This window comes from Salinimonas iocasae (assembly GCF_006228385.1).
In the GTDB taxonomy this organism is placed as follows: domain Bacteria; phylum Pseudomonadota; class Gammaproteobacteria; order Enterobacterales; family Alteromonadaceae; genus Alteromonas; species Alteromonas iocasae.
Genome location: NZ_CP039852.1, coordinates 3,009,678 through 3,036,420, shown reverse-complemented (window position 1 = coordinate 3,036,420; position 26,743 = coordinate 3,009,678). Strand labels below are relative to the sequence as shown.

Genomic DNA, 26,743 nt, shown 5'->3' with positions numbered 1-26,743 from the left:
ATGTTCAGTAAAAGATAAATAAATAAGAATTAAAAGATAACTAATAGCGGCTCTCTACAGCCCAAGTATAGCAAGAACTTCACAGGCGATAGAACTTTTTTGATACACAATGAAAACTTTTTTCGTACGTGGATAAGTCGATTTCAAACTTTTCTGGTACACAAACAGAACCTTTTTCGTACCCACTGCGAACTTTTTTCGTACACACAGTATCTGTATGCTAACTGAGCATATGAAGATACAGCGTTTAATCTGGAGGGCGCCTATAAGGGCTCTTTACTTATTAGATTGTTTTCAACCAACTATTTACCGCGTTTATATCAAACGCCTTAGCTCCGTACCCAATAGATAGTAAGCTGTCAGGTAATAGCTCATCAAATTTCTCTATGTGCTTTTCTGGTACTTGCAGTGCTAATTCGGTTTCCGACATTAGTATCTCAGGCTTTAATTTAAGCAGCGATGATCTAACTTCTTCTAACGTTGATTTTTCTATCTCAATAACGCCCGCATAGGCACCAGCTTCATACCCCTCTCGAATTAACAAAGCCACGATGGTGTTCACTGTTTTGTCACCTAGCCAAGGGAAAATGTACGTGATACTCCCAACTTGAAGCAGTCGTTCATTAGGAAGGTTTGCATCTCTAAAAAAATTGACGCTCTCATGAAATAACCCATTAGCAGTTACATCAGCAAAGTCGATCTTGTTGCCACCAACAGCAATGCGGTAATCACCTTCAACCAAGATTTTGAACATCTCTTGGCGCACAACGTCATGCACGTGCATGCCACCCCCACCAAACTTAGGCGGCTTACCTCCTTTGGCATGTTTTACGTAGATGGTTTTCTTGTCACTGTCTATGTCGCTAACTTTCCAACGCTTACCTCCGAAAACTATGTTCTGACCGACCAACACTAAAGAGTCGATGGGAAGTGTTCCGAGCGTTTTTGCTCCGCTGATAACTCGATACTCTTCTGGGGTTTTGAAGACCGCATAAAAGGAATAATGACTTGAAAGCTTTTCACCTAACAGCCCCAATACTAATTCTCCATTCTCTAATTGAGTTATGAGCTCTGTCCTACCCATATGAACTAGCAATGCCTTAAAGTCTTCGCCATTAACGTTCTGGAAAGGCCCTTCCTTACAAAGCAAATTAAATAGCTGGTCGGCCCTAATTCCACCCCATTGCGCGATCACAGCGAGAATTTGGTGTAAGAGGGTAGAGAAATGGTATAGCGAAGTATCAGCTGGCTCATACCACTTACTGCCAATAAGTAGTCTGATCATTGCCAATGACTGAATTAGTTCTAACCTAAGTTTATCGATAACACTAGAGTCTTTGGTCAATTCATCCTCTGATATGAGCATGCGAAGAATCGATGGTCCCCCTCTTCTTCCTGAGCGGCCCATTCTTTGCCGGAGGCTAGAAATAGAGTGAGGGGAAGTTACTTGAACCACTGAGTTAACTTTGCCTATATCTATTCCCAGCTCAAGAGTCATCGTACATATTGCAGTTGTTGGATACTGCTCTTGCTGTAGTCGCTTTTCCAAACCTTCCCTCAAGTCCTTCGATAGGGAACCGTGGTGAGGAAAGAACTCATTTGGTACGGTATTGTCTTCACAGAAGTCTGCCAGTGTTGCAGCAAGGCTTTCAGTACGATTTCTACTATTTGCAAACACGAGATGGTTTCCGCCTCTACAAAATCTATATAAGTCTTGGCAAATTTTATATTCTGCATCGATAGGAAGATTTTCATCCAGCTTTACAGGGTTTACATACCCTTTGACTTGCACTTTTAATGTTGATGTTGACCGAGAATCTTTGATTATCTTGCAAGGCATAGAGTGATTTGGACGAAGAGACGAAGGCACTTTTTCTAATTCACCCAGTGTGGCGCTTAATGCCACTCTTGGAATAGGCTCTTTTAATCTTCCAAGCAAGTGCTCGAGTCTATGTAGTAGGGAGAGTAGATGATGGCCTCGTTCTGTGCCAATAAATGCGTGAAACTCGTCGATGACTATATATTTCAAATTATAAAAAGCAGATTTCATCCAACCTGAATCCCTAATGAGCAAGGACTCTAATGATTCAGGCGTAATTAGGACTACTCCTGATGGCGATGACTTCAACTTATTTTTTCGGCCCTTAGGGCTATCGCCATGCCAGGGCGTTACTGTTATATCTAATAAGTCAGATAGGCTCTCTAATCGCCTGTCCTGGTCGTTTATAAGTGCTTTGAGTGGGCTTATATAAAGTATGCCGATTCCGTCTTCCTGGTCTACTACCGTGCTAAGAGCTGGTAAGAAGAACGCTTCAGTTTTGCCGGCAGCTGTTGATGCGCTTATTAGTACATCTGTTTTTTGAGAAAGTATTGGTTCTATAGCGCAGCACTGAATTTCCCGTAAGCTAGTCCAACCTTGCTTAAATATCCAGCGCTGAACCCTGATATCTAATTTTTCATGTTCATTAATCATAGTTTGAAGTCAGCAAGACCATCTTCATCGTCTTCGGTCTCTAGCTCTACGTCGGAAGGTTTTTCTTCCTCAATGGCAACAGATGAAAGTAGACTGCGCCAATCAATTTCAGGGTTTTGATCGATTACCGCAAGCATGTCTAAAAATGCTTTGATGGTATTACGTGGGGTTTTAAAGTAAGCATCTCCAATAGTTTGATTACAATGTCTGAGGAATGCTTTTAGTGATTCATCCGGAACAAAGTATTTATTTTCATCACCTTCGGCAAATACATGTCTTAGATTTTTTAGCAGAATATAAAGCTCTTCCGGAGTTAAACTAGCTAGATGCAACGCTGGAGATGAGTAGTCGATAACACCAGCTTGTTTCGCAAAACTGTTATCGGCAAGTCTTGATTGAAGAGCCTCATAGCTATATAGCCCTTTTCGTGGATCAAGTAGAAACTGGGGAGTGCCGCCAAGCAGAAATCCAATATGTTCAGCTGATCCCTGCAAACAGTCATTCAATATTCGCAAAATCTGCTCGTAATTAGATGTTCTGGCTGTTGTGTTATTTAACTTATACAGATTTACCATTTCATCCAGATTAACCAATAGGCCTTTGTAGCCAGCTTGTCGAACAAATAAACTCATTAACTTCAAAGCGTCATAGAAAGAAGCATCTGAGATAATTGTCCTTACACCTAAGTCCTTGCGAGCATCAGTCTTGGTAGAATATTCAGCACGTAGCCATTTTATTGCATTAGCTTTCAATGTTTCATTATCTTGCTCATGCCCTTCCCAATACGCTTCAATAACCTTGGCAAAATCATAGCCACCAACAAGTTCAGAAAGTGAAGAGAGCTTTTCGTGAATAATGTTATTGATACTTTGCCCAGTAGAATCTGACTCCTTTATCGTTTCTGATATAAATTTTTCAACGACGCTGGTAAGTGCATTTCCATCAGGCCTATTGCGAGTAGACATACTTCGCATAAGCTCAGAGTAAAGGTTTCGCGCTTGACCAGCGGAGGCGTGGATGCGTCTGTCAGGGGATAAGTCTGCGTTGACTGCTACTAACTTGTGTTCTAGTGCAATTGCTCTTACAACACTTAAAAAGAATGTTTTTCCCGATCCATAATCTCCGACAATAAGCCTGAAAGCTGCCCCCCCATCTGAAATACGCTCAATGTCCTGTATAAGGGCCTTTAGTTCGTTAACCCGCCCAACTTGAATATGCTGGATACCAACTTTAGGCGTGACCCCTGATTTAAGTGATTGTATAATCGCGTCTCTTTCTTTCGCACGGATTCTTTTTGCTGCCATTTTTTTATCCCTTAAGTTCTTCGACTATCTCGGTATCAACATAAATATCACCATCATCATCCAGTACCGGCGCATCAACCTTCTCATAAGCCCAGTCGTTTATTGTTTCCAGTGCTCCGTCTATCATCAGATTTAGATTGGCACACAATTCTATGATTTCTTTACGAGACCATGATTCTCTTTCAATCAACATATCGAAAAGTTTGTTGTGTGGAATATCCAAACCGTTCTGAGACTCGCTAGAAAGCACGTTCGCTTCGACTTCAGGTTCGTCATCAACTGCAAAGATACTTTCCAAAACACTTTTAGCGTCTTGAGTGTCGCTTTCATGAACGGCTAAAACACTTTCATCTAAACTGAAAGTATCTTTAGTGGCGGTAGTGCGTGTACTTACATTCGATACGGATCGCTTAGTGGATGCGAATGCATGAATGTCGCTTGACACAAGTGATTTGTCTAAACCCAAGGACGCGTACAACTTTTCAATTTGTTTTATTTCAGATGAGTCGATTTTCCCGTCAGCAAGTGCTATTGAAAGAATGAATCGTTTTAAATATTCAACTTGATCAGTTAATAGTGTGCTGATCCTTGCTTTCAACCCTGTGCTGTTGGTTGGAGTGTTTAAGCGCCAGATAAGATATGCATTCAATGAACTCTTTTCAGAAGGTGACAGGTTGTCGTCATGTCCAATTAGGTTTTGAAGAGTGAGCTTTTCGTGTTCGTCTACCGTGCCATCGATAGTCGCAACCATCGCTCCTAAACGGATTGCCAAACTTGTTTGATTAAATGCTGCACTTGGCTCAAAAAACTCACCGTGGCCTGGAGAAAATAATACTATTTTGTCATCCAGCTTGAATTTTGTATGGTGAAAGCGTTGATCGGGAGCGATTCCTATATCAGCCTTAGAAGCTAAGTTGATCAGTAGCTCGTTTTCCTTTTTATTGCAGGACTTGGGCAGAGGCATTCCAGTTTGAGACCAAAATTCTTTCACAGTGGCGAGCCCACCATGAGATTCAATCACACCCTTTGCCCAAGCCCTAAATGATTCTATAACTGGAGAGTTAGATTCGTTAGCCAACTCCCTGGGTAAAAGCATTAATGCAGCAATATCATCTTTTGAAGTGTCAGCTTTGCCCAAGTATCGACTGTAGCTGCTCAGCTCTTCTGTACATTGCTCAGCTATCGGAATGATTTTTTTTATGGGTCCTTTAAGAATGCTTGGATCTGGCAGCTCATCTAATTCTAGGTCAACAGCATGAATACCATTACTCGACGGGTGATAAGAAAGTCGAAGCTTTGTTTTGTTGGGTTTGACATTAATTCCTTCGCCAAATTTTTCTTTAAATCTGAGGGTGAATAACTGTTTGAATTCTCCCTCACACCTCCTTGCAGGGGTCTTCATCGAATATTCATAAGTATCCTTTAGCCACTCAAGAGATAAATTATGATTTACAGGATCACCTTTGACTACCGTTTCTGCAAGCTTTACTTTAAACGCCATTGCGTTATTCGTTTCGGGTATCTCATCCAATCTGTTTTCGAGTAAAGTCGGCCTCAGCAGAGCCATCAGCTCTAGAAAGTTCGACGAATAATTTTTAAATGAGCGATTAGAGTCGAAAATCTTTTGAAGCCTTAAAACTTCATTAAAAATAGCGGTGAACTCACTGTCTGGCACAAGAGCTTTTGACCTGCCTTCTATGACTCTTCTTTCAAACCCATAAAAATATATGAAGACATAACCTATTGGGGTTTCTGGATCTGAACGGTCAGATGCTAGCCAGCTCAGGTATGCCCCCCTACAGTCTTTTGATAGTGATGCATAACTGGGCCAATAGCCTAGTGAATCATCTGTATAAAGATAAGAGTTTGACTTTGATGCGGGACGTTTCTCATCTACTAAGGAAGGCTCAATTCCATAGCCGTCCAATGAATCCATGACTCCGCCAAAGTAATAAAAGCCGCGAAGTACTTTTCGACCGTTTATATTTAGCTGCTCGTTCTCTTTGATCCAACGGCCTTTTGTTTTGTTCGGAGATTTCTCTGGTTCCTGACCGAAACTTGTACGTATTGTGAACGTAGCAAAGTCGTCATCATCATATTCATCATTTGACGACGTTACTTTGATCGAGAAGTCATTCTGTTTTTTGTTCCTCAATGAAGCATTATTTGATTTATTATAAGTGTTTGTACTTGAGTTAGATGAGCTTGTGCCTGAAATAAGCTTATATAAAACATAAATAACAATAGCCGCGATCAAAAATTCCATTTACCACATCCTTTTTTATTTCCTGCCAGCATAAACTGAACTTTTTTCGTACACAACAATATGTGTTTTGTGGCACTAGTATTTTTGTCGAATACATTCTATTCCATAAAATCAGGCTACAGATTGAACAGCAGTGGATCCACTTCTAAACGCTATTCCTGTATCCGTTACTTTAATCAAGCTCGTAGGAAGGCAATGAACAACATGCCCCAACGCCTTTATGACACGTTGTTTGAATTCGTAAAGGTTTTTGCAGCGACAACGTTCAGTAAATAGCACAGCTTCAAGGGTGGACCATAGGATAAACTTGTTTATTTTGCTTCCCTGTTGATTCATCGAGTAATTTTTCATGTTCAAAAATAGGTATAGGTCGATCCCCAATGGAGATTTGAGCTGGTATAGCAGTTGAAAGGCTCTGAAATCGACTGGCATTGATTTTTTGACATCTTTTAGCAAGAATGGTTTGGCTTCCTTCTCGTTAGAGATTTCTGCTGCCGTGAACCGCTCATCGTTGAAGATCTTCATATCGAGAGCCGAACGGAAACTAGAGTAGAAACTGGTTAGTTGGCGAGAACCACTTTGATCTTTGCCTACAACATCAAGAAATACCTGTCGTTGCGACTTGCCTAGCTCTCCCTCAATTGCTTTTTCTATTCCTGTGGTATTTTCAAGCTTTTTGAATTGAGTCTGCCAGTAACAAATGCTTATGCGGCCAAATGTGCCGCTCGGAATGCCGTTCTTGCATTCTAATTTTAAAGTGCGTCTGGCATTTTCTTTTTTCGCCGAAGTTATCGATGCGATTTGCTTTTGGTGCAAAGGCAGTAGTACCGGATCAATCAGCACCGTCGGGTAGTACGCTATATATTTTTTGGGGACATCTTCGCAAAAAGATAACTCCCGGATTAGTTCGCTTGCGGACTTCATTAGATATTTACATCCTATACGCAAACTAACCGCTTGTTTTCTGGCTATCTATCCAATTGTCAAAATCTTTGGAAGGAAAGAGTAACTTCCCATTCATCTTTATGTAGGGGGGGACTGGGTTTTGCTCACCATACACACGGTTTCTGTATATGCGATTGTATATAGTTCTTTTACTTGAGCGGAGTATGACCGCTACTTCTTCCAATAAGTAGAAGTCAGGCTTTGTTTTCAAGTGTCGGTTCATCACAGTAGTTACCTCTGTTCACTGGTAATGTTCAATGCTTACCGATGAAACTACAACGTAATGACCAACTGAGTGGACGAAAAGCTAGGGCGAGTGATTCAGGGTTTTACTGGGACAAAAGAAAAAATTTGTGTTATGGAGATGGTATCTAAGAGGAGAGCGATTTGGCATGCCAAATCGGAAATCTTCATTTTTAGCCTAGAAAGTACGCTACTCTTTATCGGTATGAGTATGAAAAAGCCAGGCGAAAAATGCGACACAGCAAAGAATCATTAGGCTACTCACTATTACAGGGAGCATGAGTTCATTTTTCCTTGTTCAATGGCTTTAAAAAGATCGTGCTTAAGTTTGTAATAGCGACGGGTAGTTCGAAAAGCCAAAACCATTAATACCCAAACCTGAAACCATTCATATGTTGTCATGTCAGCCTCGTACTGATTTAGTGCCTGTTTTTCATTAGTCAAAAAAGCCCGCTCAAAATTAGGCATGCCTAATTATTATAGATAGGTATCGTAAAGCTCGCCTCGCGCCTGAGCATCCTCAGCCTCTTCACGAGTCATGTGCTCACCATCAGCGATAACATTTCCCATACCATCATCCAGCTTATCCAATTGTTCATTTCCTTTGCTGTCTGTTCCATCACTGCCTAAAAAGGCACTTACGACGAATAAAGCGACAACCGCTAAAATCCCTAAAAAACCTTCGAATCCCATTTTTACCTCCACGCTCAATTTGGCATGCCAAATTGATGGCTAAGTATTCCTTAGTATCTAGGTGCTATTAAAGCTAAGAAAATCTTAGTTTTCAATAGCAGATGTCGTACACCAATTGAAAGCAAATGATGGTTCGCCGTTCCCAATACGGTTAAAACAGGCAAGAACAAGGGTAGGGCTATCCCAAAAGCAATTAGGGATACTGGCAGGGATGGACAATTTTGTAGCGTCTGCGCGCATGAACCAGTACGAGCGTGGTGTTCATACACCAGACTTTAAAACGGTGTTGGCCTTAAGCGCAGTGCTTAACGTGCCCACTGCATTTCTGTTTTGCGTTGAAGATGATTTAGCTGAAGCGATATTAGAGTTCCATCAAAACAGACAATAGCGAAGTATAGCGAACTCAATGATAAGCTTTCTCATGCTTTCTATATTTTCATCTTTTATGCCCGCTTGCCTGGTGAATTTCGCTAAGAACCCACCCGTAAAACAGAGGCATCATGAGCAATATCCCTCTCTTTTATTCGGGCGCTCCGCCGCCCGCTATGTCGAAGTCGAAAAGTCGCCTTCAACATAGCGGGCGTCTGGGTTCTGGCGCTTACACGCAGAAATTTATTTGCAGATTGCATCCTGATTTATATGTAGGTAATCTTTAAATCACTAGCCCGTTCGGGCAACGAAAAAAGTCGGCGCACTCCAGCTGCCGTTTCCACGTAGTGAGGCACCCTCACGTCTTTCTAAATATATGTCATGCCGCGCCGCATTTTCGGCGTTCAAGTTCGGCGCTTAGTTGCTGCCGTTTCTATCTATTTTGATTTTTAAATCCCAGGCGAGATCGGTCCGAGCCTTGCGTTATGCGCTAAACAGGGGCGAATAGGCTTAAGTGTCGCTGAGCTGATTACAGCCAGTTAATCTTACAACCTAAGGAATGACATAATGTTTAATGAAGTACATGAAGTGTCTCAGCTCAAAGCCGAGACCCGACTAATCGCCAGAAAGCGGCATAAGCCGTCGAAGCTAGACAAGTACAGTGTTCACTTACGTAAACTCTATGAAGAGGGCGCAAGTAAAGCGGAGCTTCAGCGCTGGCTTGTTCGTAGAGGTGTTGTAGTAAACTGGACCACGGTGAAACGTTGGCTGGACAGAAATGCCTAAGTTCGCTAAAGCGGAAACGCAGGCGGAAAATGTCGTTAAAGGGCTGACAAAAGCAAGAATTATCAAGTCATATGGTACAGCCCGTAATTACGAACAAGCTCTTAAGACTGTAGCCAAGTGGACAAAGGAAAACAAAGTAAACGGGCTTCAGTCACTGACACCAGACGTTGCCAGGTATTACCTTGAATACCGAGCGGAAGCTGTAGGGCAGAAAGCTCTTGATATGGAGCGCCAAGCCATTCAGGCAATGATGCAAATGAATGGAAAACTTCCCCCTAAAACAACCTTATATCGTGTAAAGTCAGAGCTGGAAGAAATTAAAAGGTCCAGAGCCTACACGTCGGCGCAGGCTCAAGCAGTATCCGAACATCAAACTGACACACATCAACTTTCCACTCAAATAGCATATGCTGCTGGATTAAGAGCACATGAGCTTCTGACGCTTGCCAGAGCTGAAGAGCGAAACCCTGACAAACGTCCCGCTTTAAACTCGAAATGGGCAGGGCGAGAAGGGCAGCTTTACACGGTGCAGGGTAAAGGCGGGTTGATTCGTCACGTACTACTACCTAATGACCTTGTCGAGCAACTCGAACAGCGCAGATTTGAAAACCCAGTAACCGTCAAAGATCGGAAAATTAATTATCTCCAGCGCTATGATATTGGGGCAGGGAAGCGATGGTCAGACTCCTTCAGCAAAGCATCAAAACGCACTTTGTTCTTCTCTACAGGCGCGCATGGGTTGCGACATAGCTATGCGCAAGAACGGATGCGTGAATTAATAGCTTCAGGGCTTAGGCGATCTGTTGCTCTGGAAACTGTTTCACAAGAGATGGGGCATTTCCGGCCTGAGATAACTGAAGTTTATCTAATATAGCCGGGAAAGTTAATAAATACTCCCAGAACAAGCCTATAGTAATTCGTATCGACATTTACATTTTGCTACTGATTTCCCCGACTGATCTGAAAAGCAACCGAAAGTAGTGCTAAAATCGGTTAGCGGATCTAATATACACGCTCCGATTTCATCGTCTACCAGCTATCGCATTCTCTTTTCAATCAAATTTCTTGCGAAAGGTATTAATATCTCATCATTTATCAATCGGTCACCGAACGTTGAAAATATACGGACATCGTCTTCTGTCAATATTTTGGGGTGTCTAATATTTCTTAAGGGGTAAAGAAAAAAGTCATTATGATGTATTACTGGATACCCATATTGGCCGTATTTTTCTCTTCCGCCTCGATGGTTTCTGCTAATTGTTATGCTGGTTAATAAGTATTCAATATTTTGGGCGACGCCTTCGCCCAAATCGAAATGCCTTATCCAGGCTCCAACTAATTGAAGATATTTTTCACTATCGTAGTGAGCTCTTTTTCCTGCATCAATGTCATTCTTCACAAGCAAATAATAGCTGTTCACTAAATCAGTGACTTTGTCTTTTATGAACTCTTCTTCTCTATCAGTAAAGCGAATTATTAATATACCAAGGGAAGAAAAAACAGAATGCTGCCATTCGGAAGGGACTCTTTCAGACTTGTAAAATTGAGAGGTAAGGTCTTGTAGTTTATCAGTAATTAGCTCTATCAACATTTGCTCTGTAGAAACCAGTTCTACATCAAAACCAAAGTTTGCCTGCTCCTGATGATCCATTTCATCGTACTCATTGAATTTAGTGGGAAGGCCTCTTACAACCAAATAAAGTACTTCAAATAGCGCGTGTAAATAATAATATGATGTATAGATATTTTGTCTTAGCGAAAATGTAGCCATTTCATGAATTTTTTCGATTATTTTTCTTAAGTCAGAAATCGCCACACGGTAAGAATAATTTCCAGAGATATCCTTATTTGCAACTACAAAAAATATCTCTTGCATACAATTTTTATCGGCGGACGTTTTAGTAAGAGCTATATTCAAAGGGTCGTTTAACGTTAGCGATCCTGATGAATCGACTGCTAAGTAAAGTTTCGATAGATCACATATAAGATTAAGTGTCTCTTCGAATGCATCCTGGTGGGTGCCTCTCAATGTGTCTCGAAATACACTGAGAGTCATTAAATTTTCCATTAATTTACTTAAGCAGGCACCTGCTAGCTCTTTGTGATAAGCGTCATTCAACTGTGTAATACATAAGGCATAGACTTTCTTAATTGAAGGTAAATAAGTTAGCGTGATTGCATCCGAATCATTAAACATAATTGAGGTTTTTGCCAAGTCGGACATTTTTCCAATTGATGCATGTGCAGCAGTACTCCTAGTCAGTGTGTGAGTATGCTCAAAACACTGAACTAATAATCCCATCCAAAGCGCTGTTGTAAAGTTGTTGGAGTTCCCTGGATGCCCATCTTCAACTAATTCTCGAGGTATATTACCAATGCTGTAAGTTAATTTAGCAATATTGCCAACTGAACTAGTCAAATTAGAGATTAAATACTGGTTAGGAATCTTTGAAGTGGACTCTACAAGAGCACAAAATTGGTAGTTTAGATATGTGAAAACTTCATCCTCGCTACTAACATAATATTTTCGTTTTGCAGCGTAAGCTTCCATGGTTGCTTCTATTGAAATTAAACTAGAAATAAACACATCATGCTGCCCTTCCAGTGCCGCCTTATTAGCGATGCCAAGCAAAGCACCAATTGACTCCATTGCTACGTCATAACCTTTTGATGGCGGAGTAATTAATTGAAAGCGGTCTTTGTTTCTAAAGTCTAATCCTAAAAAATTTAATGACCTCCAGAAATATTGATAGACCTGAGAATTTACTTTTATAGGTGGTAGCATTACGGTATTAATTCGCTTTGCAGAGGCCACTCCGAAATATCTAACAGCGCGGCTTTCACTTAAACCCGCTTTCGCTACCATTACTGTGAGCAAAAGCCCTACAAGCATCATAAAACCAATAGCAGGAAGGATCAGGCTCTCAATTGACTTTGGTGCTCCAAAGTTATGCAACAAGAACGGAGTAGATAGACCGATAACAGGATATAGTGCAAGTAACTTAAACGACCTATGACTGGCGACTGTTTGTGCTACAACACCCGAGTATTTACTGTGCACTTGTTGCATCATAAAGCTGAATAGGGCTACCTGAGACGCTAGAAGACCAGAAGCCGTCGTTATTGCCATTGTTATTGATGAAGAATATTTTCTCCCTTGATACAGTTCAGCTGATGCCCATCCATCAACGCCAGTCAATGACGCTTCAAGTATTAACACAGATGTAGCTAATAATACCGCCAAGCTAAGCCAAAAATATTTAGCTAAATAGTCTGCAAACCAATACTTCATAGCAAGAAGCCTAGTTTTTACTATTACGTGAGCGTACTTTTTTATATAACTTCTTTTTCGTTTCTTCGATTCATGAAAAATAATTATCATCCCTGCTGTTAGCAGTAGCCCATATCCCAGAAAGTTGTTGGGTCTCGAGCCTTCTAAAAAACTCATGCCAATAATAATCAGGATAAAAGCAAGTGCTGCTATTAATAATGATGAAATGTGATGGGCAGCTGAAAGATAGTCGTCATTTTTCATCGAGAGTATTATTTTTTCGCTATCCTTGGAAATTTCTCTCTCTTGAGCTTGTTTGATGTGTTCAAACATTAAATTAATCCATTTTTGAGGCTTTAAAGATTTTTTTGAATTTTATGTAAGCGTTAATTGAAGTAAACGAAATTGCAATAAGATAAAAGCCTATAAAAATTTGAGTGAAACCTAATATTTGGCTTTTATTAACTAACGCTTGCTCACCTATTAAAATTGCATAGAGGTAATACAGCCCACCTATGATAACGGCGTACAGAATGGTGAAGAGCAAATCAATCAAGGTGTAAGCAAAAACGTTACTTAAAACCCCTTTGATGTAGTGTTTGTAATGAGTAGCGCTCAATGTAAGCTCCTCTAATTTTTACTATGTGCTTGAAGATTTTTTCTTAAAGAAGGAGTTAATATATCATCGACTCTAAATTTAGAACCACTGATTTTGCGTAGGTTCTCATATCAACTCTTTGTATCTTCTTTGTTTTAGGGCGTAAAGGAAGAACAGTGAAGTTACTTAATTCGGGATTTTCACCCGCTATCGTTTAAGTTTCGCTTGATCTGGCAGAGTACTTCGTAGGCATCTGACTGTCAGATGAAGTTGAACCTATACCAACTAATAATCTATTAAAGGAAGTGGACATTACCAACAAAAAAATGCCTAGCGGTATAATACAGTTGTCTAGAAACAAGCCCTATAAGAAATAATATAGAGTATTTTGGTTTTCATCCAAGGCTGGGTGTTATACTAGCAAGTAGCACAGAGGTAGCACCAACCGAATCAGGTTAGTAGTAACTATCGTTGAAACGTAAGAAAAATGGTGGCCCCACCCTGACTTGAACAGGGGACCTGCCGATTATGAGTCGGATGCTCTAACCAACTGAGCTATGGGGCCTGAGGATATTCTGGCTGCGCACGATTGCACCCATCCAGTGCCGCGAAGTATAAGCAGTTTTTTGTGGGTTGTCACCCGCTCAAGGTGGGTTTTTTATCGTTTGGGTGGCCAGTTGCTCATTTAAGCATCAATCGGTAACAGCCTGGAAGCAGGTTTGTTTTATCTGTATACTCTTGCGAAAGGGGAAGGCTTTGCGCAGCCATCGGGTTAAAGATAAACTGCCAGGCAGGATTAATCATTTAGCTACGGGTTTTATGAATCACTCTGTTGGGTTCGGCGCGCTTGTACTTACAACGCTTATTATTGCTGGTTGCGGGTTTTTGAGCCCTTCAAAATTACCGGGGGACATACCGGTGAGGTTTTCAGATTTACAGTCGGCTGAAGATTGCAGTCATCAGATTAAGCTTGATAATAAGTTATGGGATGTCGACTATCTGGCATTTTATCTGTCCGAGCCCAGAGTCAAAATTGATGGCCGTTGGCAGGCCCTTTCATTTATTCCCAACGATTACCAGTCCCGTACCGTTTCATTATTAACATTTACTGATAGCTGTAAGACGCAAAAGAGCCCGGTCACCGTTCAGATTGATGCTAACGAGAAACTACTGCAAAGAGCATCGTCCATTCGTTTTACGCTCGGCTTGCCATTTACTGAGAATCACTTGCTGGAAGACAATGCAGCGGCGCCTGTCAATCATACCGCCATGTTTCAGTCTTTGCGTGTTGGGCATTCTTTCATGCGCATAGAACTCAAGCAGGTTAGAGACCCGTCTTCACTATGGTCATTCATGCTGGCGAGCGGTCAGTGTGATGCGCCTGCTGATGATAAAGCGCCAACCTCATGTGCAAAGCCTAACCGGGTAACGGTTGATCTGCCAATAAAAGCCAATGTGGAAGACTTACGGCTGTCAGCCTCGCTCAGGGAGATCGTGTTTCGGGCAATGCAAAGAGAGAAAGCGTCATGCAACCTGGGTGAGGATTCCTCTCAGGAATGCACAAAAGTACTGCGTAATTTAACCAGCCGGGAATGGATAAGGTGGGACGCCCCGCATCAGGAGTATCTGAAACAGAACTAAGATAAATTATTTAATGATAGTGATAAGTGCAACGCCATGGTTTCTTTGCTATCTTTGGATTTTTATACAACTAACCTGATTGCCAGCTTGTGCGGAGAACAGAATGACAGAAAAGCCCTTTCTGGTAAGCGGTCGTAACACAATAATTCACAAGGTTAGAAAGTACGACTTGCTTATAATGAATGGTGACGAGAAGCCACCAGTATTAGTAACCTTTCGTGGTCTGAAACAATACGAAGGCAAAGTGCCTGAAAACAAGCGCGATGCGAAGATGATGGATATGGAATTGGTAGATATTACTACCGGCGAAGTATTCGGCGATGAGAAAACGTTGTTGTTTATTCAAACCTTGAATGGCAAAGAATACAAAGTAGACTACAGCAAAGTAGGTACGCCATCCTTTATAAAAATTCATCAGGACAGCTTCTTCTGATAAATCCGGGCCGGGAAGTCCGCTGGTACTTCCCGACTTTTCTGAGACTTTTTCTGACTTCCCCATACTCCCTTTACATCCCGTGTATTGAGCCTGTCTTTTCGAATGTACTTGTTTCGAAGGCTGTTACAAAGTATGTCACTCATGCGATAAACAGCACCCCAGTCCGACCGTTTATCCCCGAATTTTTTGTTTTTGTCGCACAATCTCAAATACTGTCGGTTTAACGAAACCCGCATAACCTTCTTCGAATAATTCACTACTTTAACAGTACACCCGACGCGGTGTCGGGTTATCTGGAGAAGAGCGATGAAAAACGTAAAATCATGGGCAAGAACAGCAGCGACCGTAATGTCAGTTTGTGTGGTTGCAGGTGGTATTTCATTTAGTGCTAATGCCAGTTACCCCAAATACCTTGAATCAGACCTGGTAAAAATCTGTACCGCAATCAGAGACAACAAATCGTTTCAGCTGCACATGGCGATAAAGAAAAGCGGGCTGACTTATCGTGCGGTAGAAAAAGGTTTGGTTTGTGACAGCATGGACATTCATACCTTTGCGCAGGTGAATAAAGCCGACGCAACTGGTGATTTGCTTGCCCGCAGACTAAAATATGACCGTACCCTAACGGCTTCTCGTTAATCATGAAAACATCTTTGTCAGTGTGGGAGCAAAAGCTTGTTTCTTACCAACAGGTTATTGCTTCTGCTGACCCTGATGATACCCCGCTTCAAGCTGACGACAGCCAACCGGCGCTCACCACGCTTTCCGCTTTCTTATTATTACGGCCCAATAATGTAGCTACTCAGCTTCAACATTTGTTGGCGTATCATCCTGATGTTCACGCGGTACAACATGTAACTTCTGATGCTGAAATTATGCCGGATAACCAGTACACAATATGTGTATGTGAACCAGCGCATGCGACCAGGTTATCTATGCAGTTTACGAGCGCCAGACTGCAGTTGGTGGTAGTGGGGAGCAACAATGCTGATGCACTGAAAGCGTTTGAATGTGGAGCTGCAGCATTTATTCATCTGCCACTGCGAGAGCAACACGTTATGCAGGTGGTTAGTGATATATCAGTCAGGTTGCAGGAACATATCCAGCGGCAGCGAATCAGACATTTACTGGAAAATATGATGCTGAAGCTGAATATTGCCCCGGATGAAATCGCATCATGGCTACGTTCACGTTTATCGCAGCGCGCAAAAAAACGGGTGAGTTTTCGTAGCGACAATGCCTGGTGTAGTCTGGCTTGCGAAGACATTAACTGGATTCAGGCTGCCGGCGACTACATGTGTATTTATACTTCGGGTGAAAATTTTGTGGTCAGAACAACGTTGGCTGATCTTAGCCGCAAGCTGACAGATGATACCTTTCAACGCGTGAACCGTTCAGAGCTAGTTAACCGGCACTTTGTCAAAATGGTTGAGCAATGCGCCAACCGGGTTGCTTACGTGGTGCTTGATGACGGTACCCGGCTTAAAATAAGTCGTCGCCACTTCGCCGGTTTCTGGCAATATAATACGTAATATCCCCACGCTAAGACTGGTACTGCCATTGCACCTTCAGTAGGATGATACCATCACTATCTGGTAGCAAGGACATTATGCCTGCCTTCCTTTTCAATGTGCTAAAGCAGTGCTTTGGCATGTTGACGCTTTTTGCATTCTACATCCTCGGTGAAGTCATTGTTCAGTCAGCCGGCTTGCCCTTACCCGGTGCGTTGGTTGGTTTATTGATTTTGCTTTTTGCGCTTCTGCTTTTAAAAAGAACGCCGGCAAGCGTGGGCAGCGGGGCCCGGCCGTTACTCTCCCATATGACCGTACTGTTTGTTCCGGCGGTATGTGCGGTAATGCTGATGTGGCAGGATATTGCGCCTTACCTGCTAAGTATTTCTGTAGCTATTTTCATTAGTACGGCGCTGAGCCTGGGGGCAACGGCCTGGGGGGCGGTACGGATATTTTCTGCATCGAAAAGGGAGCAGCACCATGATTGATATTGTGTCAGATGTGATGCATGAATTGTGGCAGGTGCTTTTGAATACAGCCACGATACCGGGACTGCAGTGGTTATCGATAACACTGGCTATATATGCCGGGGCCATCAAAATAAACCGGGCAGCGGGAAACAATCCGCTTTTGCACCCGCTGGTGATTACAGCCATTGGCGTTATGGCTTTATCAGTAATAACCGGAACCGGTATTGAGGATTATCAACAACATGCCGGATTACTGCATTGGTTGCTGGGCCCGGCCACTGTGGCGCTGGCCCTGCCGATGTTTGCGCAGTGGCAAAAGGTACGCGAGCTAGGCTGGCGTTTGGTGCTGGCTATCGGGGTTGGCGGTATCATCGCCCCGGTACTTGCCTGGCTATGTTTGTTTGTGGTTGATGCACCGCTGGCACTTCAGATGACGATGCTGGCAAAATCAATTACTACGCCGCTGGCTATGGAAACCAGCCGTGTTATTGGTGGCGTTCCGGAACTTGCGGCTGTGTTTGTCATCATCACCGGTATTGCCGGCGCTATCGCCGCGCCACTTAGCTTTGGGCTATTTCAGGTTGCTGACCGGCAGGCTCAGGGGATAGCGCTTGGATCAGTGGCTCATGCTGTGGGCACCGCAAAAGCGCTGAGTATGGGAGAAGACGTGGCTGCGATGGCCAGCCTGGGACTTTGTCTGAACGGCATTATGACGGCCATTGTTTTACCTCTGGTTTTTAGTTAATTCGCATTTTAACCTTATGTCCTATAGACAACCTGCCGATAAGAGCTAAGGTTTAAGACTGTTGGTTTTTAGCAGGCCTTGCAGGGAATGTGCGTTTGCAATATCTCAGCTGGCCACGATATCGGGAGGGATAAAGCGCAAATGTTTTCAGTAGTAGTGTGTGACGACTCTCTGGTTGCGCGAAAGCAGGTGGCAAAAAGTTTACCGCAGGATTGGCAGATTGCTGTTCATTTCGCCAAGCACGGTGGCGAAGCACTGGCGCTGATACGGCAGGGTAAGGGCAACCTGTTGCTGCTTGATCTTAATATGCCACAGGTGGATGGCTATGAAACATTAAGTGCCATTCGTAACGAACAACTTCCTGTTACCACCATCGTTGTTTCCGGTGACATACAGCCAGAAGCTCACGAACGGGTAACCGCCATGGGCGCATCAGATTTTATCCAAAAACCGGTCAACCCGGACATCCTGAAAAAAACGCTTATCGATAACCGCATTTTAACGGAAGAAGGTGAGCCCCACCCGCAAAAAGCTTCGCTTGATCCTGCTATTCGCGACTGCTATCAGGAAATTACCAATATTGCGATGGGGCGGGCAGGGGACCACCTCGCGCGCATTATGAACGTGTTCGTACATTTGCCTATTCCCAACGTAAACCTGATTGAGGTTTCAGAGCTTCACATGATGCTTTCTGATATTGAAGGTCATGAGGAGGTCAGCGCAGTCTGTCAGGGCTTTTTGGGGCCGGGTGTCCGCGGCGAGGCGCTGTGTATTCTCAGCGACTCAAGCTTCGAGGATGTGGCGCGGATTTTAAATGTGCAGGGAGAGGTGGATGACAGGATCCAGCTTGAGCTGTTGATGGATGCGGCCAGTATTCTCATTGGAACGTGCCTAACCGGGCTGGCGGAGCAGCTGGATATTAATTTCAGTCAGGGCCACCCCATTGTGCTGGGTCAGCACCGGGCTATCACCGACATTATTTCTGCTAATAGTCTGAAATGGCGCAGAACTCTGGCCATAGAGCTGAGTTATGGTCTGGAAGGATACAATGTACGTTGCGATCTTATGTTGCTTTTCACTGAAGACTCAATGGATACGATGAACGCCAAACTCGCCCACCTGCTGGAGGATATGTGATGTCTGAATCCTTAGAAGAACTGCAGGCCTTTCACTGGATGATGGATATGCTGCAAACCGTTGATGTCGGCATTGTGGTCTTAGATCGGGAATTTCGCGTGAAAGTCTGGAACGGTTTTATGGAAAGCCACAGTGGTATGCTTCCCAGCGATGTACGCGACAAAACGCTGTTTACGTTGTTTCCGGATATCACCGAATCGTGGTTTGCGCAGAAAGCCAGACCGGTCTTCGAGCTTAAAACCCGCGCATTCATGACGTGGGAGCAGCGTCCATATTTATTTAAGTTTCCCAATTACCGGCCGATTACAGGTAATGAACAGTACATGTATCAGAACATCACGCTGTCGCCCCTGGTTTCGGCCAACGGACGTGTCGAGAATATCAGTATGATGATTTACGATGTGACCGATATCGCCGCTGGTAAAAAGCAGCTTGAAGCCATACAGGTGGCACAGAGTGAGGCGCTGGAAAGACAGCAGGATATGTTCTGATACCTCGCTTATCCGGGAATACAGATGTTATGACGTGGTTTGTAAAACAAAACCCAGGTACGTACCCGTACCGGCGCCTGATTGGCGCAGCTGCACTTGGTATGATGCTTGGCGCCTGTGGAGGCGGTTCTGACAGCAGCGACAGTACACCTGCTCCGGCACAGCTGCTGGTTAATGCCGGCGCTGATGTTCAGGCACCGGAACAAAGCACGGTGACAGTTAGTGCTCAAACGCAGGATTCTGAAGAAACACTTTCCTACCAGTGGTCGGCCAGCCCGTCGCTGGAAATCACTCAGGAAGACGAAACCTCTGGCGAGGCGACGGTTACGTTGCCGGTTTTGGAAGAGCAGGCTACCTATACTCTTACCGTAAGAGTCTCGGGAGAAGGCGGGGCGACAGGGTCTGATACGTTAGTGATAACCGGGCTACCGGAAAACAGCGAGCCGCTTGCTGTTATTGACGTTACGCCGGCCGCTGATGACAACGATCGCTATGCCGCAGGTATTTCTCTTACCCTTGATGGTGCTAACAGTACGGATGCTGATGCAAAGGACCCACAGGATCCTATCAGTGAATGGCTATGGACACAGACCGAAGGGGTTGATGTTACCGGCGGTCTTGCACTGAACAAACCTCAACTGACTATCACTACGCCGATTGCTTCTTCAGAGCAGACGCTGGGTTTCAGTCTTACCGTTACAGACCATGAAGGCGCAACCCATACAGAAACAGTGCAAATAGTGGTGAAAGCTGATTCCGACACTGCGCCGACAGTGAGCGCTGGATATAATCAGGCCATTTTTAGCGGCGAGCCCATCGTACTTGAAGGCTCAGCTGATTCATCGGTACCCGATGCCTTTCCATTTACCGTTAACTGGGAATCTTCAGGATTAGCGGGAATGACGGTGAAAGAACCTGATACGTTGTCCACCTTTGCCCTGGCCCCGGATGTAGACAGTGAAACCAGCGTAACATTTGTACTGAATGTCACGGATGCAAATGGCAATCTTGCCAGCGATACCATAAACGTTAAAGTTCGGCCGATGCCGGTGGCTAGGTTAAACGACACGGGCGTTACCGCCCAGGCCACTACTGATGTAGTGGTGCAGACTCAGCAGAATGCGTTCGCCGGTCAGGATGGACAACGCGGTGCCGATGTCGTTGCCAGCGAGGGACTACTGGAAAAGGCAGGCGCTGGCGACGCAGGCTTTGACTTTACCAAGGTTAATGATAACGGCGATGAGCAGGACGATAATGCATCAGACTGGTCGTGTGTCAGAGATAACACCACGGGACTGGTCTGGGAAGTGAAAACGACCCGGGGCGGACTGCATGATACCCAGCATACCTATGGCTGGTATCAGGAAGAAAATAATGGCGGCGTAAATGGCTCACTGAATCCGGCTGCAGCCAGCTGTTCAATAACCAACTGTAACACCAACGCGCTTATCGCTGAGGTGAACCGTGAAGGCCTGTGTGGTTTCTACGACTGGCGCCTGCCTACGCACCAGGAGTTGATGAGCCTGCTGCACTTTGGCAAAGATAATGCGCAGATGGTGGATGAGATGTATTTTCCCAATACAGGGAGTATGACTGAAGCACCGCTGTGGTACTGGACCTCTCGCCCGGGCGCGGACGGTGTGACCAACGACGCGGCGCAAAATTCAGTGGCTATAGATTTTGCTACTGGCGTAGATAATTTCCTTAAAAAGGATCGTGCCATCCGGGTTCGTCTGGTCAGGGCGGGGAGAAACTAATGAAAGCAATCGCATTACTTGCAGGAATGATGTTAAGTCCGGCAGCGCTGGCGCAAATTTGCCTGTCGCAGGCTTCTGAAACCACGCCCACAGACGATTTTATCGAAGTGGCGCAGGATGAGGTGCGCGACACGCAAACGAATCTGGTATGGAAGCGCTGTGCGCAAGGGCAGACCTGGGACGGTACCACCTGCACCGGCGATGCTCAGCCGATGTCCTGGCAGGAGGCGCTTGAATCAGCGCAACAGCAGGACGATAAAGATCAGCAAGGGTGGCGCGTGCCTAACATCAAGGAACTGGCATCCGTAACCGAACGTCAGTGTGTGCGACCGGCAATTAACCAAACGGTTTTTCCGGGGACGCCACAAGATGATTTCTGGACATCGACACCCTCTGTCAGCGACCCGGACGGCGCCTGGGTGGTCGCGTTTTTTAACTCCAGCCACTCGGTGAAACGAAAAGACCGTTTTGTCTATGTTCGTTTGGTGCGCACCTACACCGGCTCGTAGTTAAACAACGATTACTCACTACGTCACATTGAGTTCAACCTGAAATTACGCAGGTTGGACTCAACCCGCCTTTTTATTTATAGTTCTGCCGTTCAAAATAATAATGATGAAAATGCAGAGACTCTCCAACACCGTTTACGCGGGTATACTCTTTTTTCTGTGCTGCTCACAGGCAGTCGCAGACGAATTCACCTGTGATATTGATTTTGCTTACGGCCTGGTGGTTAACGATGAGCAAATAAGGGTGATGGAAAAATCCCGAACAATTCTGCAAATCAACGATCGGGAGCAGTTGTTTGTGGGCGGGCGCTGGGTCGAGCTGGATGAACAGCATACCACCTGGCTTAAGGACTATGCTGAAGGCCTGCACTATGTGGTACCGCAGATGATTGTGCTGGCTACAGAAGGCGTGGATCTGGCGGTAGATACCATCGACCATGTTTATCAGGGGCTGGTGGGCACTGATCATGACAGTTACGAGCGCCTGCAATCTGCCATGATGCGGGTGAAGGAAAGAGTAAAAGAGAAGTTTCGTCATGCCAGTGATCACTATTTTATCGGTCCAGGATCGCTGGAAAGTGTAGACGAGTTTGTCGATACTGAAATTGAAGCGCAACTTGAGGGCGGTATCTCCGCCTCGGTCGGCGGCATATTATCAGCCATCAGCGGCATCAACTCTAACAACACCGATGTTGATAGTGAACGTGTCGCGCGATTATCCCGTCAGTTGGAAGCTGTGGAACTGCAACTCGGCGGTGAGATGGCGCCTAAAGCGCTGACACTGCGCAACAAAGCCCACTGGTTCTGCAATAAGCTAAAAGCGCTTAATAAGCTTGAAGAGCAACTTCGTCGTGACGTGCCAGAAATGGCGAACTTTGACATTATCACCGATGAACATCAACACCGGCATATCGACGATTAGACAAACGCTGAAAGCAGGCTGTTGAGATAACGTCGCCCTTTGTCGGTGACCTGCCAGTGCTCCCTGTCGACATCGAGCAGCTTTTGATCGTAAGCCTGCTCAAGACTCGCTTGCTGAACCGAGCTTAACGCTGTACCGGTAAAGTCGGTAAACGCCTGTTTCGGGCATGGCTCTACCAACCTGAAACGGTTCATGAAAAACTCAAAAGCCAAATCCTCACGATTTACTGTTGTTTGCTGGTCCAGATACGGACGCGCCAGTTCCATGTAGCCTCTGGGATGCTTCACTTTCACAGTGCGGTAAATCGTATTAGAGGCTGTGTCAGTAATTTTACCATGCGCACCGCAGCCAATACCCAGATAATCCCCGAACCGCCAGTAATTCAGATTATGCTGGCACTCAAAGCCAGGCTGGCAATAGCCAGAAATTTCATACTGGTGATAACCGGCATCTTTAAGCAAAGCGTGACCATGCGTCTGAATATCCCAGAGAGTATCGTCATCAGGAAGATCCGGTGGCTTTGAATAAAATGGCGTATTAGGCTCAATAGTCAGTTGGTACCAGGATAGGTGCGCCGGGTTCTGAGCAATAGCCTGAGTGAGGTCGCTCATGGCATTATCCAGCGTCTGGTCCGGCAAACCATGCATTAAATCTACGTTGAAACTGTTTAGTCCGGCATCGTGTGCCTGGCAGATCGCAGACATGGCCTGTTCGCTGTTATGAATACGACCCAGAGCCGACAAATGCTGTGCCTGAAAGCTTTGAATGCCGATTGAAATTCGGTTAACACCCGCCTGCACATACCCTCGAAAGCGATCTGCCTCAAGGGTGCCGGGGTTCGCCTCCAGAGTAATCTCTGCCTCAGGTGACAGATTTACGCGCTGTCTGACGCCCTTGAGCAATGTTGCAATGGCGGCCTCACTGAAAAGGCTCGGCGTTCCTCCGCCAATAAATATGCTTGTTACCTCGCGACTGCCTATACGCTTTGCATCGTTGGCTAAATCATCCAATAAATGCGCAACATATTCGGTTTCAGGCAATGAGTTTTTCAGACCATGAGAGTTAAAATCACAGTAGGGGCACTTTTGCACGCACCATGGAATATGGATATAGAGGCCAAGGGGCGGATTACGCAAAGGTTTGCCTCATTTGCTGAACTAAAAACGCCATGGCCTGGCCGCGATGACTGATGCTGTTTTTAGTTTTACTGTCTAACTCAGCAGCAGTGCACTCGTGAGAGGGAACATGAAACACCGGGTCATAACCGAACCCGCCGTGACCGGAGACCTGCTGTGTGATAAGACCATGCCAGTGGCCCTGACTAATTAGTGGCACCGGGTCATCAGCGTGACGCATAAAAACCAGCGTGCACATAAAATGCGCTCTGCGATCAGCTTCGTTATGCATGCGAGACAGCAGTAATTCAACATTTTGCGTATCGGTCGCATCCTGTCCGGCAAACCGGGCTGAATAAATACCTGGTGCCCCGCCCAGGGCGTTAACCACCAGCCCCGAATCATCTGCTATGGCTGGCAGGCCGGTTTCTCTGGCAGCATGTCGCGCCTTGATGACCGCATTTTCAACAAACGTCGTGCCGGTTTCGGGCACATCGCCCACGCCAAGCTCTTTTTGTGGAACGACCTGTACTTCGTATTCAGCAAACAGTTTGGCAAACTCTTTTACCTTACCGCTGTTGCCTGATGCCAGGACTATTTTTTCGGGAAAGGACATAGGATTCTCGCTGTTACTTTTTACCTTTAGCCTTCTTTTTAGCGGCTGACTTTTTCACTTTCTTTTTCTTTACCGGCGCTTTAGGCGTTTTATGCTTCGGGCGCAGACTGTCAATAACACGTGGCTTCATAGGCTCGTCGGTAAATCTGCCGACCCGTGCAACCATCTCAATATCGTGTGCCTCAACCAGAGATATTGCAGTGCCTTTTGCGCCGGCCCGTCCGGTGCGACCAATACGGTGCACATAGATATCAGCCTTACGCGGCATATCATAATTGATGACATGAGACACATTAGGTACATCAATACCACGTGCTGCCACATCGGTAGCCAGTAATACCGGAACCTCACCGCTTTTAAACCGTGCCAGGGCCGCATTCCGCTTATCCTGGGGCATTTCTCCCTGCAGCCAGCAAACCATGACCCCTTCTGCAGCCAGAAAATCTTTGAGCGCCTGTAAACGGTCACGGGTTTTTACAAATACGATGGCATTACTGATATCGTTTTGCAGAATGTGTAATAGCAGTGCCTGCTTATGCGTCAGGTCATCGGCCAGGTGATACCACTGATGAATTTTGGCTTTTTCCTTACGTGAAGGCTGCGCCTCAAGTACCGCAGGGTCGTTAAGAATATTAGTCGCAAACTCTCTGACACCCTTACCGGCCAGGGTCGCCGAAAACAGCATGTTTTGCTTACGCCAGCGTGCTTCTGCGGCAATTTGATTCACAATGCTGGCAAAGCCCATATCCAGCATCCGGTCCGCTTCATCCAGAATCAGGCATTCAATGTCGCGACAGTCAGCCGTCTCTTTTTCGATGTGTTCAAACAGGCGGCCGGGTGTCGCAACCAGAATATCCAGATTCTGGCTCAGCGTTTCTTTGTCTGTACCATAATTGATACCACCGGTGATAACACCGCAGACCAAATCGGTTTTTGCTGTGATCGCACGGGCCTGTTCATAAACCTGGATGGCTAATTCACGGGTGGGCGTTAGAATCAGCACCCGTGTGGCCCCCGGTTCCTGACGAGGGTAGTCGAGCAAAAACTGACAGGCAGGAAGCAAAAACGCAGCAGTTTTACCTGTTCCGGTGGGCGCGCTGGCCAGAATGTCCCGGCTGTCCATCGCCTCTGGAATTACCAGAGACTGAATTGATGTTGGTTTTGAAAACCCCATGTCGGCAACGGCGTGACATAAGGTATCATCAAGCTCTAAGTCCTGAAATGTCATAGAAGTGTTATCAATAGGCATGAATGGCGATAGTGTAACATGACACGCTTTGTGGCAATAACCTTCAGATTCTAAAAAGACAGCTTTTCTGAGACGACTTTCAGGCGAGCCTGATTTAACGCCGTTTTTATTTCGGGGCCTTTATATCCCTGCGCGATGATTTGCTGAACATCCACATTCTGCGCAGCATCAAGAGGCCGCTGAATGGTGTCAGATGACCAGTCTATTTGATCATTAAGCGCTTTTAGTTCGCATATTCGCAACAGCAGGGCGAAGCGCTCGGGTCTGCGCCATACATCGCACTGATTAAAAACACTCAGCAACGCTTCAGCATCAGTTGTATGGATAAGAGCATCGGCAAAATCTGCGGCCAGTAATGCCAGTGCGCTGATATCATTCGGGCATTTCAGGGCAGTAGTGAGCGCTTTTACCTGCGCATAAGTCAGGTAGCTCATGAGCGCGCCGAACCGGCATGGCAAAGCGATGCTTCGCTCAGCGGACAACGATAGTATGGACTGAAAATTTTTATCAAACGGCGTCAGTGGAGCAAACCAGTCACTCAAAGCGTCAGCCTGCTCCAGGGTGGTAAAAAACACCGCAGGGTCCTGCTCCATCAGGGCTCGACGAGTTTCCTGCCACACACGCTCAGCGGTTAACTCTTTTAGCATGTCACTTTGTGCCATTTCACGCATGAGCGTCATGGTTTCTTCAGCGACGGTAAATCCAAGATAGTGATAGCGAGCAGCAAACCTTGCCACACGCAGTACCCGCAAGGGGTCTTCACTAAACGCCGGGGACACGTGGCGTAGTAGCTTTTGCGCAAGATCTCGCTGGCCATCAAAAGGGTCGATGATCTGCCCGTTTTCATCCTGTGCCATGGCATTGATTGTCAGATCCCGGCGAAGTAAGTCTTCTTCGAGGGTGACAGTCGGACCGGCATCACAGACAAACCCGGTATAGCCTTGCCCAGACTTGCGTTCCAGACGCGCCAGCGCATATTCCTCTTTGGTTTTTGGATGCAGAAAAACGGGGAAGTCCTTACCAACCTGCGTATAGCCTTTATTTAGTAGCGTTGAGGGGCGGGCACCAGTAACCACCCAGTCGCGCTCGGTAACCGGCCGGTTCAGCATCTGGTCGCGCACGGCGCCGCCGACAAGGTATATTTTCATAACAGATATCAGCTGATTGGATGATGGCTGCATTATGCCTTAATACAG

General features: G+C 45.3%; 25 protein-coding genes and 1 tRNA gene. 14 read left to right on the top strand and 12 right to left on the bottom strand.

The annotated features are described in order from the left end of the window. Positions 1-283: 283 nt before the first annotated feature. From FBQ74_RS13490 to FBQ74_RS13465, 5 genes are all read right to left on the bottom strand, one after another. A complete protein-coding gene (locus FBQ74_RS13490; RefSeq protein ID WP_139757155.1) occupies positions 284-2,473 on the bottom strand; it encodes a DEAD/DEAH box helicase in 2,190 nt (729 codons plus the stop codon). Then, on the bottom strand, positions 2,470-3,777 hold the full coding sequence (locus FBQ74_RS13485; protein ID WP_139757154.1) for an ATP-binding protein: 1,308 nt from the start codon (positions 3,775-3,777) through the stop codon (positions 2,470-2,472). The genes FBQ74_RS13490 and FBQ74_RS13485 overlap by 4 nt, the downstream gene beginning before the upstream one ends. Before the next feature lie 4 nt (positions 3,778-3,781). Next, the gene (locus FBQ74_RS13480) at positions 3,782-6,043 is read right to left on the bottom strand and encodes a tellurite resistance TerB family protein (RefSeq protein ID WP_139757153.1); all 2,262 of its coding nucleotides are present in this window, start codon (positions 6,041-6,043) and stop codon (positions 3,782-3,784) included. Between the two features lie 111 nt (positions 6,044-6,154). Then, positions 6,155-6,967 (bottom strand): hypothetical protein, encoded by an 813-nt coding sequence (locus tag FBQ74_RS13475; RefSeq protein ID WP_139757152.1) that lies wholly within the window; start codon positions 6,965-6,967, stop codon positions 6,155-6,157. A 741-nt stretch (positions 6,968-7,708) separates the two neighbouring features. Further along, positions 7,709-7,924, bottom strand: a complete 216-nt coding sequence (locus tag FBQ74_RS13465; RefSeq protein WP_139757151.1) for a hypothetical protein — start codon at positions 7,922-7,924, stop codon at positions 7,709-7,711. A gap of 115 nt (positions 7,925-8,039) precedes the next feature. Between FBQ74_RS13465 and FBQ74_RS13460 the strand changes: the two genes are divergently transcribed. From FBQ74_RS13460 to FBQ74_RS13450, 3 genes are all read left to right on the top strand, one after another. Beyond that, on the top strand, positions 8,040-8,312 hold the full coding sequence (locus FBQ74_RS13460; protein ID WP_139757150.1) for a helix-turn-helix domain-containing protein: 273 nt from the start codon (positions 8,040-8,042) through the stop codon (positions 8,310-8,312). Positions 8,313-8,860: 548 nt separating this feature from the next. Continuing rightward, the gene (locus tag FBQ74_RS13455; protein ID WP_232091115.1) at positions 8,861-9,079 is read left to right on the top strand and encodes a hypothetical protein; all 219 of its coding nucleotides are present in this window, start codon (positions 8,861-8,863) and stop codon (positions 9,077-9,079) included. After that, positions 9,072-9,953, top strand: coding sequence for a site-specific integrase (locus tag FBQ74_RS13450; protein WP_139757148.1), 882 nt, complete (start codon positions 9,072-9,074; stop codon positions 9,951-9,953). The genes FBQ74_RS13455 and FBQ74_RS13450 overlap by 8 nt, the downstream gene beginning before the upstream one ends. 162 nt (positions 9,954-10,115) lie before the next feature. Here FBQ74_RS13450 and FBQ74_RS13445 read toward each other — a convergent pair whose 3' ends face one another. From FBQ74_RS13445 to FBQ74_RS13435, 3 genes are all read right to left on the bottom strand, one after another. Beyond that, the gene (locus tag FBQ74_RS13445) at positions 10,116-12,683 is read right to left on the bottom strand and encodes a hypothetical protein (protein ID WP_139757147.1); all 2,568 of its coding nucleotides are present in this window, start codon (positions 12,681-12,683) and stop codon (positions 10,116-10,118) included. A gap of 4 nt (positions 12,684-12,687) precedes the next feature. After that, positions 12,688-12,969 carry a hypothetical protein gene (locus FBQ74_RS13440; RefSeq protein ID WP_139757146.1) on the bottom strand — a complete coding sequence of 94 codons (282 nt, stop codon included), beginning with the start codon at positions 12,967-12,969 and terminating at the stop codon, positions 12,688-12,690. A gap of 467 nt (positions 12,970-13,436) precedes the next feature. Beyond that, positions 13,437-13,513: transfer RNA gene (locus tag FBQ74_RS13435), tRNA-Ile, on the bottom strand. Between the two features lie 254 nt (positions 13,514-13,767). On the opposite strand from FBQ74_RS13435, the gene FBQ74_RS13430 reads away from it, so the two are divergent. The 11 genes from FBQ74_RS13430 (at position 13,768) to FBQ74_RS13380 (ending at position 22,567) form a co-directional block, all read left to right on the top strand. Beyond that, positions 13,768-14,589 (top strand): MbnP family protein, encoded by an 822-nt coding sequence (locus tag FBQ74_RS13430; RefSeq protein WP_139757145.1) that lies wholly within the window; start codon positions 13,768-13,770, stop codon positions 14,587-14,589. A gap of 103 nt (positions 14,590-14,692) precedes the next feature. Beyond that, positions 14,693-15,022, top strand: a complete 330-nt coding sequence (locus FBQ74_RS13425; RefSeq protein WP_139757144.1) for a hypothetical protein — start codon at positions 14,693-14,695, stop codon at positions 15,020-15,022. A gap of 309 nt (positions 15,023-15,331) precedes the next feature. Then, positions 15,332-15,664 (top strand): DUF3718 domain-containing protein, encoded by a 333-nt coding sequence (locus FBQ74_RS13420; protein WP_139757143.1) that lies wholly within the window; start codon positions 15,332-15,334, stop codon positions 15,662-15,664. 2 nt (positions 15,665-15,666) lie between these two features. Further along, positions 15,667-16,557: a LytR/AlgR family response regulator transcription factor gene (locus FBQ74_RS13415; RefSeq protein WP_139757142.1), complete on the top strand. Its 891-nt coding sequence runs from the start codon at positions 15,667-15,669 to the stop codon at positions 16,555-16,557. Positions 16,558-16,634: 77 nt separating this feature from the next. Further along, positions 16,635-17,024: a CidA/LrgA family protein gene (locus tag FBQ74_RS13410; protein WP_168190671.1), complete on the top strand. Its 390-nt coding sequence runs from the start codon at positions 16,635-16,637 to the stop codon at positions 17,022-17,024. Continuing rightward, complete coding sequence (locus FBQ74_RS13405) at positions 17,017-17,751, top strand: LrgB family protein (protein WP_139757140.1); 735 nt, start codon at positions 17,017-17,019, stop codon at positions 17,749-17,751. Before FBQ74_RS13410 ends, FBQ74_RS13405 begins: the two co-directional genes overlap by 8 nt. Positions 17,752-17,892: 141 nt before the next feature. Then, complete coding sequence (locus tag FBQ74_RS13400) at positions 17,893-18,888, top strand: response regulator (protein WP_139757139.1); 996 nt, start codon at positions 17,893-17,895, stop codon at positions 18,886-18,888. Next, entirely contained in the window at positions 18,888-19,379 is a 492-nt protein-coding gene (locus FBQ74_RS13395) for a PAS domain-containing protein (RefSeq protein ID WP_139757138.1), read from the top strand. The genes FBQ74_RS13400 and FBQ74_RS13395 overlap by 1 nt, the downstream gene beginning before the upstream one ends. A gap of 29 nt (positions 19,380-19,408) precedes the next feature. Beyond that, positions 19,409-21,136: an Lcl C-terminal domain-containing protein gene (locus tag FBQ74_RS13390; protein ID WP_139757137.1), complete on the top strand. Its 1,728-nt coding sequence runs from the start codon at positions 19,409-19,411 to the stop codon at positions 21,134-21,136. Beyond that, positions 21,136-21,645 carry an Lcl C-terminal domain-containing protein gene (locus FBQ74_RS13385; RefSeq protein ID WP_139757136.1) on the top strand — a complete coding sequence of 170 codons (510 nt, stop codon included), beginning with the start codon at positions 21,136-21,138 and terminating at the stop codon, positions 21,643-21,645. Before FBQ74_RS13390 ends, FBQ74_RS13385 begins: the two co-directional genes overlap by 1 nt. A gap of 112 nt (positions 21,646-21,757) precedes the next feature. Next, on the top strand, positions 21,758-22,567 hold the full coding sequence (locus tag FBQ74_RS13380; RefSeq protein WP_232371925.1) for a DUF2884 family protein: 810 nt from the start codon (positions 21,758-21,760) through the stop codon (positions 22,565-22,567). Here FBQ74_RS13380 and hemW read toward each other — a convergent pair. The 4 genes from hemW to FBQ74_RS13360 form a co-directional block, all read right to left on the bottom strand. Further along, positions 22,564-23,703: a radical SAM family heme chaperone HemW gene (gene hemW, locus FBQ74_RS13375; RefSeq protein WP_139757135.1), complete on the bottom strand. Its 1,140-nt coding sequence runs from the start codon at positions 23,701-23,703 to the stop codon at positions 22,564-22,566. The two genes, FBQ74_RS13380 and hemW, sit on opposite strands and share 4 nt — an antisense overlap. Then, positions 23,696-24,298, bottom strand: coding sequence for an RdgB/HAM1 family non-canonical purine NTP pyrophosphatase (rdgB, locus tag FBQ74_RS13370; protein WP_139757134.1), 603 nt, complete (start codon positions 24,296-24,298; stop codon positions 23,696-23,698). Before rdgB ends, hemW begins: the two co-directional genes overlap by 8 nt. Positions 24,299-24,311: 13 nt before the next feature. Beyond that, positions 24,312-25,526: an ATP-dependent RNA helicase SrmB gene (gene srmB / locus FBQ74_RS13365; protein WP_139757133.1), complete on the bottom strand. Its 1,215-nt coding sequence runs from the start codon at positions 25,524-25,526 to the stop codon at positions 24,312-24,314. 71 nt (positions 25,527-25,597) lie between these two features. Further along, entirely contained in the window at positions 25,598-26,695 is a 1,098-nt protein-coding gene (locus tag FBQ74_RS13360; protein ID WP_139757132.1) for a CCA tRNA nucleotidyltransferase, read from the bottom strand. Positions 26,696-26,743 lie beyond the last annotated feature (48 nt).